Source organism: Amaricoccus sp. (assembly GCF_036846665.1).
Lineage (GTDB): Bacteria > Pseudomonadota > Alphaproteobacteria > Rhodobacterales > Rhodobacteraceae > Amaricoccus.
In genome coordinates, this window is the sequence record NZ_DAIUBO010000132.1 from 1 (window position 1) to 10,409 (window position 10,409).

The 10,409-nt window shown below is 71.6% G+C and carries 9 protein-coding genes; 4 read left to right on the top strand and 5 right to left on the bottom strand.

What is annotated here, in order from left to right; translation table 11 throughout:
* The 4 genes from V7050_RS13160 to hutG form a co-directional block, all read left to right on the top strand.
* The coding region (locus tag V7050_RS13160) for a Na+/H+ antiporter NhaC family protein (RefSeq protein ID WP_324410649.1) at nucleotides 1-316 on the top strand (316 nt) is incomplete at its 5' end.
* A gap of 82 nt (nucleotides 317-398) precedes the next feature.
* On the top strand, nucleotides 399-2,072 hold the full coding sequence (gene hutU, locus V7050_RS13165; protein WP_324410651.1) for a urocanate hydratase: 1,674 nt from the start codon (nucleotides 399-401) through the stop codon (nucleotides 2,070-2,072).
* A gap of 158 nt (nucleotides 2,073-2,230) precedes the next feature.
* Nucleotides 2,231-3,391 carry an imidazolonepropionase gene (gene hutI, locus V7050_RS13170; RefSeq protein ID WP_442885625.1) on the top strand — a complete coding sequence of 387 codons (1,161 nt, stop codon included), beginning with the start codon at nucleotides 2,231-2,233 and terminating at the stop codon, nucleotides 3,389-3,391.
* Entirely contained in the window at nucleotides 3,381-4,316 is a 936-nt protein-coding gene (hutG, locus tag V7050_RS13175; protein WP_324375455.1) for a formimidoylglutamase, read from the top strand. The genes hutI and hutG overlap by 11 nt, the downstream gene beginning before the upstream one ends.
* 362 nt (nucleotides 4,317-4,678) lie before the next feature.
* Here hutG and V7050_RS13180 read toward each other — a convergent pair whose 3' ends face one another.
* The 5 genes from V7050_RS13180 to V7050_RS13200 are packed head-to-tail and all read right to left on the bottom strand — an operon-like array spanning nucleotide 4,679 to nucleotide 10,317.
* A complete protein-coding gene (locus V7050_RS13180; RefSeq protein WP_324368838.1) occupies nucleotides 4,679-5,935 on the bottom strand; it encodes a D-amino acid dehydrogenase in 1,257 nt (418 codons plus the stop codon).
* Between the two features lie 40 nt (nucleotides 5,936-5,975).
* A complete protein-coding gene (locus V7050_RS13185; RefSeq protein WP_324368840.1) occupies nucleotides 5,976-6,707 on the bottom strand; it encodes a GNAT family N-acetyltransferase in 732 nt (243 codons plus the stop codon).
* Nucleotides 6,707-7,855: an NAD(P)/FAD-dependent oxidoreductase gene (locus V7050_RS13190; protein WP_324368842.1), complete on the bottom strand. Its 1,149-nt coding sequence runs from the start codon at nucleotides 7,853-7,855 to the stop codon at nucleotides 6,707-6,709. The genes V7050_RS13185 and V7050_RS13190 overlap by 1 nt, the downstream gene beginning before the upstream one ends.
* Nucleotides 7,845-8,654, bottom strand: a complete 810-nt coding sequence (locus V7050_RS13195) for an NAD-dependent epimerase/dehydratase family protein (protein ID WP_324368844.1) — start codon at nucleotides 8,652-8,654, stop codon at nucleotides 7,845-7,847. Before V7050_RS13195 ends, V7050_RS13190 begins: the two co-directional genes overlap by 11 nt.
* 4 nt (nucleotides 8,655-8,658) lie before the next feature.
* Nucleotides 8,659-10,317 carry a thiamine pyrophosphate-dependent enzyme gene (locus tag V7050_RS13200; protein WP_324410653.1) on the bottom strand — a complete coding sequence of 553 codons (1,659 nt, stop codon included), beginning with the start codon at nucleotides 10,315-10,317 and terminating at the stop codon, nucleotides 8,659-8,661.
* Nucleotides 10,318-10,409: the final 92 nt, after the last annotated feature.

The following is a 10,409-nucleotide window of genomic DNA, read 5'->3' on the forward strand; positions in this document are numbered from 1 at the left end:
CATGATGCTGCTCGTCGGGCTCCTGATCACCATGGGGATCGGCTCGTCCTTCTCGACGGTGCCGATCATCGCGGTGATCTACGTGCCGCTCTGCATCAACTTCGGCTTCTCGCCGCTCGCGACCGTGGCGCTCATCGGCACCGCGGGGGCGCTGGGCGACGCCGGCTCGCCGGCATCCGATTCGACCCTCGGGCCGACCGCCGGCTTCAACGCCGATGGCCAGCACGACCATATCTGGGACACCGTCGTGCCGACCTTCCTGCATTTCAACCTGCCGCTGCTGGCGGCGGGCTGGATCGCGGCGATGGTACTCTGACGCGAGCGCGTGCATGGATAGAGCAACCCCGACCGCTGTCCCTTTCGCCACGACGACTGCCAATTGAGGAGGAAACCGACCCATGAATGATCCCCGTCTCGACAACACCCGCGTGATACGCTCGCCCGTGGGCACCGAGCTCTCCTGCAAGAGCTGGCTCACCGAAGCGCCGTTCCGGATGCTCCAGAACAACCTCGATCCCGACGTCGCCGAGCGGCCGGAGGAGCTGGTGGTCTACGGCGGCATCGGCCGCGCCGCGCGCAACTGGGCCTGCTTCGACAGGATCCTCGACACGCTCAAGACCCTCGAGGAGGACGAGACCCTGATCGTGCAATCCGGCAAGCCGATCGCGGTGCTCCGGACCCATGCGGACGCGCCCCGCGTACTGATCGCCAATTCCAACCTGGTGCCGCGCTGGGCGACCTGGGAGCATTTCCACGAGCTGGACCGCAAGGGCCTGATGATGTACGGCCAGATGACGGCCGGATCCTGGATCTACATCGGCAGCCAGGGCATCGTGCAGGGCACCTACGAGACCTTCGTCGAGATGGGGCGGCAGCATTTCGGCGGCAATACCAGGGGCAAGTGGATCCTCACCGCCGGGCTCGGCGGCATGGGCGGCGCCCAGCCGCTCGCGGCGACCATGGCCGGCTTCAGCATGATCGCCGTCGAATGCGACGAGACGCGCATCGATTTCCGCAAGCGCACGCGCTACGTGGACGAGAAGGCCCGCACCCTGGAAGAGGCGCTGGAGATCGTCGAGCGCGCCCATGCCGAGGGCAGGGTGGTCTCCGTCGGCCTGCTCGGCAATGCCGCCGAGATCCTGCCCGACATGGTCCGGCGCGGCATCAAGCCGGATGCGGTGACCGACCAGACCTCGGCGCATGACCCGATCAACGGCTACCTGCCGATCGGCTGGACCGTGGGCCAGTGGCGCTCGGAGGCCCAGAGCGACCCGGAGAAGGTCGCCCGCGAGGCGCGGAAATCCATGGCGGTCCATGTCCAGGCGATGCTGGACTTCCACGCCCAGGGCATCCCGACCGTCGATTACGGCAACAACATCCGCCAGGAGGCCAAGGACCAGGGCGTGGCCAACGCCTTCGACTTCCCCGGCTTCGTGCCCGCCTATATCCGGCCGCTCTTCTGCCGCGGCAAGGGGCCGTTCCGCTGGGTGGCGCTCTCCGGCGATCCGGAGGACATCTACAAGACCGACGCCAAGGTCCGCGAGCTGATCCCGGACGATCCCCATCTGCATAACTGGCTCGACATGGCGCGCGAGCGCATCTCCTTCCAGGGGCTGCCGGCCCGCATCTGCTGGGTGGGGCTCGGCGACCGCCACCGGCTCGGGCTCGCCTTCAACAAGATGGTGCGCGACGGCGAGCTCTCGGCGCCGGTCGTGCTCGGCCGCGACCATCTCGACTGCGGCTCGGTCGCCAGCCCGAACCGCGAGACCGAATCGATGAAGGACGGCAGCGACGCGGTCGCCGACTGGCCGCTCCTGAACGCGATGCTGGCCACGGCGGGCGGCGCGACCTGGGTGTCGCTGCACCATGGCGGCGGCGTCGGCATGGGCTATTCCATGCATTCGGGCATCGTGATCTGCTGCGACGGCAGCGAGGCGGCCGACCGGCGCATCGCGCGGGTGGAATGGAACGACCCCGCGACCGGGGTCTATCGCCACGCCGACGCAGGCTACGAGATCGCCATCGAATGCGCCCGCGAGAAGGGCCTCAACATGCCGATGCTGCGGCCGTGACTAACCGCGCCCGGCGCCCGGCCTCCGGGCCGCGGCGCCGGGCGCCCCGTCCGGACCGCGCCGTCCGGCTGGCGGGACATGCGAAGAACAGGGGAGGAAGGCGAATGAACATGGCGAGCAGGCAGGCGTGGCTTGGGGTGCGGCTCTTCGACGGCGCGATGCAGCACGAAGAACCCATGGCGGTTCTGGTCGAGGGCGATACCATCCGCCAGGTCGTCCAGGCGCAGGATCTGAGCGAGGCCGCGCTCGAGGGCTACGAGATCGTGGCGCGCCAGGGCGTGATGACCCCCGGTCTCATCGATTGCCACACCCATGTGGTCTATGGCGGCAACCGCGCCGCCGAATTCGAGGCACGCCTCGAAGGCGCCGACTACAAGGAGATCGCCCGGCGCGGCGGCGGCATCCTCAGCACCGTGCGCCAAACCCGCGCCGCCTCCGAAGAGGAGCTCTTCGCGGCGGCGCTGCCGCGGCTGCGCGCGCTGATGGCCGAAGGGGTGACGACGATCGAGATCAAGTCCGGCTACGGGCTCGACCTCGAGACCGAGCTCAAGCTCCTGCGCGTCGCCCGGCGCGTGGCCGAGGAGCTCCCGATCCGGGTCTCCCCGACCCTGCTCGGCGCCCATGCCCTGCCGCCGGAATACGCCGGCCGGAGCGACGATTACATCGCCCTGGTCTGCGAGGAGATGATCCCGGCCGCCGCCGAGGCGCGGCTGGCCGATGCGGTCGACGTCTTCTGCGAATCGATCGCCTTCTCGGTGGCGCAATGCGAAAGAGTCTTCGAGGCCGCCGCCCGGCACGGGCTGGCGATCAAGGGCCATACCGAGCAGCTCTCGAACCTCGGCGGCAGCGCGATGGCCGCCCGCCACGGCGCGCTCTCGGTCGACCATATCGAATATCTCGACGAGGCCGGGGTCGCGGCCATGGCCGCCTCGGGCACCGTGGCGACCCTGCTGCCCGGGGCCTTCTATTTCCTGCGCGAGACCCAGCGGCCGCCGATCGCGCTGCTGCGGCAATACGGTGTGCCGATGGCGGTGGCGACCGACGTCAATCCCGGAACCTCGCCGCTCTCGAGCATCCTGCTGATGATGAACATGGCCTGCACCCTCTTCCAGCTGACCCCCACCGAGGCGCTGCGCGGCATCACCGCCAATGCGGCGCGGGCGCTGGGCCTCGGCGAGAGGCTCGGCACCATCGCGCCGGGCATGCAGGCCGATCTCTGCCTCTGGGACGTGGAGCAGCCGGCGGAGCTCGCCTATGCCTTCGGGCCCGCGCGCCTGCGGCAGCGGGTGCTCGCCGGGGAGATGCGCGATGCAGCCTGACATGAGCCTCTGGACCGGGCGCGTCGATCCCGAGCCCCGGACGGAGCGCTGGCATCAGGTCGTCGCGCCGCTCGGCGAGGCTTCCCCGCCGGGCCGGGTGCTGATCGGCTTCCGCTCCGACGAAGGGGTCCGGCGCAACAAGGGCCGGCCGGGCGCGGTCGACGGGCCGCTCGCCATCCGCAAGGCACTGGGGCCGCTCGCCTGGCATTCCGCGGCGCCGGTCTATGACGCGGGCGACATCGCCTGCGCCGACGGCGATCTCGACGCCGCCCATGACGCGCTCGCCACCGCGGTCGCCGGGGCGCTGCGCGGCGGGCACCTGCCGCTGGTGATGGGGGGCGGGCACGAGATGGCCTATGGCTCCTGGCTGGGGCTGGCCCGCCATGCCGAGACCCTCCCGGCCGCGCCGGTCATCGGCATCGTCAATTTCGACGCGCATTTCGACCTGCGCAGCCCGGAATTCGTGATCTCCTCGGGAACGCCCTTCTCGCAGATCGCCCGTGCCTGCGCGGAGCGCGGCTGGCCCTTCCGCTATCTCTGCTTCGGCGTGAGCCAGGCCGCCAATACCGCCAATCTCTTCGCGCGGGCCGAGGAATTCGGCGTCCGCTTCCGGCTCGACAGGGACATGACGCTGGCCGATCTCGACGCGACACGGCGGGAGCTCGCGGGCTTCCTCGCGGGATGCGACCTGATCTACATGACCACCTGCCTCGACGTCTTCCCGGCGGCGGTGGCCCCGGGCGTGAGCGCCCCGGCGGCGCGCGGCGTCGCCGTGGAGGTGATCGAGCCGCTGATCGAATCGCTGCGCGACAGCGGCAAGCTCGCCGTCGCCGATATCGCGGAACTCAGCCCCGGCCTGGATCTGGACGGGCGCACGGCGCGGCTGGCCGCGCGATTGCTGCACACCATGAGCAGGACCGGGTAGGCCCGTCCTACCGGCGCCCCTCGCCGTCGACCCTCATCCCACCAAGGGCCGGGTGTCCCCAGCTCGATCGACCCGTGGCGATCGGGCCGCGCAGGCCCTGCCGGGGGCCGGCGCGCTTTGCACGCCGTCCAGGGCCGCCCCGTCCCGAACCTCGACCGACGGTGACGCTGCACCCCCTCGCCCTGCGGCTTGCGCCTCCGGGCGACCGGACCGGGCAAGGCGCCGCCGGGGCCTCGCCTTTTCGGTCCGGGGATGCTCTGCGGGCCGCGCTGGGCGCGGCCTCTTCCCTGTCCCGAGATTCGGTCTCGGACCGAAGGGCCGGTCGCAAGGGGCGCTGGCACGACAAACCTGCGACCCTTCCCCTACTGCCCGAAACGCTCCGCGGTCAGGCCGTCGAAGGAGATCTCCGGGTCGCGGCCCATCACCGCATCGGCCACCGCGCGCCCCGATCCCGCCGACATGGTCCAGCCCAGCGTCCCGTGCCCGGTGTTGAGATAGAGATTGTCGTAGCGGGTCGGCCCGATCACCGGCGTGCCGTCCGGGGTCATCGGTCTGAGCCCGGTCCAGCCCTCGGCGCGGGCGAGATCGCCCCCCTTCGGGAAGAGGTCGTTGACGACATAGCGCACGGTATCGGTCGCGCTGCTCCCCAGCTTGCGGTTGTAGCCGATGATCTCCGCCTGGCCCGCCACGCGGATCCGGTCGCCGAGGCGGGTGATCGCCACCTTGTGGGTCTCGTCCATCAGCGTCGATTGCGGCGCCGCCTCGGGATCTTTCACCGGCAGGGTGATGGAATAGCCCTTGATCGGATAGATCGGCAGCCGGATGCCGACGCTCCGCAGCACGATCGGCGCATAGGGTCCCAGGCAGCAGACATAGCGGTCCGCCGTCTCCCGCCCGGTGTCGGTCTCGACCCCCACGATCCGGTCGGCCTCCACCGCGAAGGACTGGATGGTGACCCCGTAGCGGAAGGTGACGCCGAGCTCCCTCGCCTTCTCCGCCAGCGCGAGGGTGAACATCCGGCAATCGCCGGTGCGGTCGGCGAGGAGCCGCAGACCGCCGACGAATTTCTCCGAGACATGGGCGAGGCCGGGCTCGGCGGCGATGCAGCCGTCGCGGTCGAGCACCTCGAAGGGCGAATCGAATTCCGCCAGCACCTCCTGGTCGGCCTTGGACGCCTTGACCTGCTTCTCGGTGCGGAAGACCTGGAGCGTGCCCTGCTCGCGCTGGTCGAAGTCCAGCGGCACCTCGGCCATCAGGTCGGTCAGCGCGTCGCGGCTGTAGTTCGAGACCCGCACCATGCGGCTCTTGTTCCGCCGATAGGCCTCCGGGTTGCAGTTCATCAGCATGCGCAGGCCCCAGGCCCACATCCGCGGGCTGATCATCGGCCAGATGAAGAGCGGCCGGTGGCGCATGAAGAGCCATTGCACCGCCTTCTTGGGTACGCCGGGCGCCGCCCAGGGCGAGGTCATGCCGTAGGAGAGCTCGCCTGCATTGGCGAAGCTCGTCTCCATGCCCGGCCCGGACTGGCGGTCGAGCACCAGCACCTCCGCGCCCTGCCGCGCCAGATACCAGGCGGTCGTGACGCCGATGACGCCGGCGCCGAGCACGATGACTTTCATGGATATACCCCCTCGGGACGACCGAAACCCAGGCGCCAGCCTAGCGGTTCCGCATCGGCAACGGAACCGCCGGCGCATCCGGCGCGACCCGGTAATGATAGCGGGCGACCTCGCGCATCCCCAGCCCGCCGTAGAGCGCGCGGGCGGCCCCGTTGGCCTCGGTGACCGCCAGCGCCAGCACCGCGCCGCCCCGCGCCGCCGCCCAGCGCGCCGCGGCGCGCGTCAGCCGCGACCCCATGCCCATGCGGCGGGCCTCGGGGACGACCTCGAGGGCATGGAGCATGGCGGTCTCGCCATGAACGGCCACGAAGGCGCAGGCCGCCGGCCGGTCGCCCTGCCGGCCGAGCAGCCAGACCCTCGGGCCCGCCACCCGCGCCATCACCGCGCGCCGGCCCGGGCCGATCCCCCCGGCCTCCCAGATCTCCTCCATGCGCGCGACCGGCGCGCTGCAGCGCACCGTGGTCCCGCCATCCTCCGGCGCCGCCAGCGCATCGCTCGGGGCGGCGAGGATCAGCGTCGGGTCGCGCCGCCCGTAGCCCATGGCGGCGAGGCGCGCGTCGAGCGCCGCCTCGCCGTTGCGGATCATGAAGAGCGGCACCTGGCCCCAGGCGCGCATCGCCTCTGCGGCCGCTTCGATCGTGCCCTCCTCGCCCTCGAGGGTCGCCGCCGAGACCCGGCTGCCGCCCCCCGCCCCCCGTCGCAGCGTCCAGGGCCCGAGGCGCACCGCCTCCGCGGGCGGCCAGGTCGCGGCGAGAACGGCGAAGGCATCCATCAGATCACCGCCCGCTCGGGATCCGGCCGGCCCGCAGCGATGCGGGCGAAACCGAAGGGCGCGAGATCGAGGCTGCGGAACGCCCCCTGCCGGATCCATTCCGACAGGGCCCGCCCCACCGCCGGCGCCTGCTGCAGCCCGTGGCCGGAGAAGCCGTTGGCGAAGAGGAAATTGCCGATCGCCGGATGCGGGCCGACGATGGCGTTGCGGTCGAGCAGGTTCATGTCGTAATGCCCGGCCCAGAAGCCGCGCAGCTTCAGCGCCTCGAAACGCGGCGAGCGCGTGGCGAGCGCCGGCCAGACGAGATCCTCCCACTCCGCATGCGCCGGCTCGAAATCCTCCGCCCCGACCGCGAGATCGGGATCGGGCGTTGCGCCGGCGATGAAGCCCTCGCCCTCGGGGCGCCACCAGACGCCCGAGGGCTCCACCGTCAGGGGCAGCGGCCCTTCGGGCGGATCGGCCGCGGCGAAGACGAAGACCGTGCGCTTGCGCCGCTCGACCGGCAGCGCGATGCCCGCCAGCGCCGCGATCTCGGCACCCCGGCCGCCGGCGGCGTTCACGAACCAGTCGCAGGCGATGCGCCCGCCGCCGGCGAGCCGCACCGCCGCCACGCGATCCCCCGCGAGATCGAGCCCCGCGACCGCATCGGCCAGATAGACGACGCCCGCCGCCTTCGCGCGCGCCCGCAAGGCGGCGAGCAGCCCCATGTTGTCGAACCAGCCCTCGCCGCTCAGGCCCAGCGCGCCCAGCACCAGATCCCCGGTCGCGAGATGCGGGAAGCGCGCGGCGAGCGCCCCGGGATCGAGCAGGGCGATCTCCGCCCCCTCGGCGCGCTGCACGGCATGATTGGTGCGCAGGATCGCGGCCTGGGCCTCGCTCCCGGCCAGGGTCAGATAGCCATTCTCGCGGAAATCGACGCCGAGGCCGCGGATGAACTCGAGCCCATAGGCCGACATCCGGACATTGAGCGGATGGGAGAACTGCCGCCGGATCCCGCTCGCCGCCAGCGCCGTCGCCGCGCGCGCATAGCTCGGGTCGGGCTCGACCACCACCACGCGGCCGGGAAAGCCGAGCATCGCCAGATGGCAGGCGGTGGCGCTGCCGAGCGCGGCGCCGCCGCAGATCACCACATCGGCGTCACTCGCCATCGTCGGGATGGCCCGTGGCGGCGAACCAGCCCCCGACCACGCGCGTGCCCACCGCGGCGGGATCGGGGCGCTCGCTGCGCGCGATCACCTCGGTGGCGAAGCCGTCGGCGCTGTCCCGGGGCCGGTAGCCGATATGGCCCGCCCGCGCGTTCGAGACCGCGGCACGCGCATTGTCGGAGGTGCCGTAGATCACCGAGAAGCCGACCCGCGGCGCGGTGAGCGCGGCCTCCGCCAGCCGCACGCAATCGGCGAAGGAGAGCCAGGACCAGAGCATGCGCCGGTCCTGCGGCGCCTCGAAGCAGGAGCAGATCCTGAGGCAGACGCTCTCCACCCCGAACTTGTCCCAGTAGAGGCTCGCGAGATCCTCCACGAAGGTCTTGGTCAGGCCGTAGAAGGTGTCCGGCCGGTGCGGCACCTCGGTATCCGGCACCGCCTCGACGGCATGGAAGCCGACCGCATGAATCGAGCTCGCATAGACCACGCGCCGGACCCCGTTCCGCCGCGCGCCCTCGTAGACGTTGTAGGCGGCGGGCAGGGTGTCGGCCATGATCTCGTCGAAACTCTGCTCGCGCGGCTGGCCGGCGAAATGCAGGATCGCGTCGCAACCCTTCGTCGCCGCCAGCGCCTCCTCCCGGTCGGCGAGATCGCATTGCACGATCTCCTCATGGGCCGCCGCCGCGCCCATGTCCTTCACATCCACCAGCCGCAGCCGCGCGGCGAGATGCGGCAGGCCGGCCCGCAGATGGCTTCCGAGGCTGCCGGCGGCGCCGGTGATCAGGATGCGTTCGAATTCGGGCATGGGGTCAACCTTTCTCGGCGGCTTCGCGCATGGCGCTCAGCGTCTGGCGCGGCGTGAGGCTCTCGACATCGATCGCGAGAGTGAGCAGGGCGCCGCCTGCCGAGGCCCGCGCGCGGGCGAAGGCGGCGGGAAAATCCTCGCTGCGCGCCACCCGCTCGCCGTGGAAGCCATAGGCGCGGGCCAGCGCGGCGAAATCGGGATTGACGATGTCGGTGAAGCTGACCCGGCCGGGAAAGCTGCGCTCCTGATGCATGCGGATCGTGCCGTAGCTGCCGTTGTCGAGCACGAGCACGATCGGCCGCGCGCCGGTCTGGAGCGCGCAGCCGAGCTCGGAGGCCGTCATCTGGAAATCCCCGTCGCCCGCGAAGCAGACCACGCAGGCTTCGGGGGCCGCCAGCTTCGCGGCGATGGCGGCGGGCAGGCCGTAGCCCATCGCGCCCGATTGCGGCGCCAGCAGCCTCGTGCCGCCGCGGAAGCGGAAATGCTTGTTGAGCCAGATCGTGAAATTGCCCGCCCCGTTGGTCAGGATCGCACCCTCGGGCAGCACTTCCCCGAGATGCGCCATGACCGCGCCCATGTCGAGCGCGCCCGGCTGCGGCGGGGTGGCGAGGCTCGCGATCCACGCGGCCCGCGCCGCCGCCGTGCGCGGCGCCCAGGCCGCCCGGCCGTCCAGCTCGATCCCATCGAGGGCGAGGAGCAGATCCTCGGGACGGCAGGCGAGCGCCAGTTCCGCGGAGAAGACCTTGTTCGGCACTTCCGGGCCGGGATGGACATGGATCAGCCGCTGCGCCGGTTGCGGGCTGGCGAGCAGCCCGTAGCCGTCGGTGGTGATCTCGCCGAGCTCGCTGCCGAGCGCGAGCAGCACGTCGGCGTCGCGGATCAGCGCGCGCACCCCGGGCGTCTTCCCGAGCCCCGCATCCCCGACATAGCTCGGGCTGTCGTTGTCGAGCAGATCCTGGCACCGGAAATCGGCGAGGACCGGCAGGTGGTTCGTCTCGGCGAAGCGCCGGAGCGCCGCCCGCCCGGCCTCGGACCAGCGCCCGGCGGCGATCACCAGGGGCGCACGCGCCTGGCCGAGGAGGCGCGCCACCGCCTCCCGCGCCCCGGCGCCCGGCCCGGGGCGCGGCACGCAGATCGAAGGGCCGGGCGCGGCCCCGGTCGGGGCGGTCAGCACGTCCTCGGGCAGGGCGACCACCACCGGGCCGGGCCGGCCCGATTGCGCCACCGAAAAGGCGCGGGCGATGGTCTCGGGCACGCGGTCGGCATGGCCGATCTCGGTGGCCCATTTCGCGATCGGCCCGAAGGCCGCGCGGTAATCGATCTCCTGGAACGCGTCCCGCCCCGCCGCCTCGGTGCCGACCTGCCCGACGAAGAGGATCATCGGCGTCGCGTTCTGCATCGCCGTATGCACCCCGATGGCGGCATTGGTCGCGCCCGGGCCGCGGGTGACGAAGACGATGCCGACGCGCCCGGTCAGCTTGGCCCAGGCCTCGGCCATAAAGGCCGCGCCGCCCTCCTGGCGGTTCGGCACCATCCGGATCCGCTCCGCGGCGTCGTAGAGCGCGTCGAGCACCGCGAGATAGCTCTCGCCGGGCACGCCGAAGGCCGTGTCCACCCCCTGCGCCAGCAGGCAATCCACGAGAAGCTGTGCACCGGTCCGCATCGCCGCGATCCCCCCGGGCCGGAGAGCATCACATTTTCGGGGCGGATGATAGGGGCTGCCGCCGGTGCCCGCCGCACCATGCCGGATTCGGC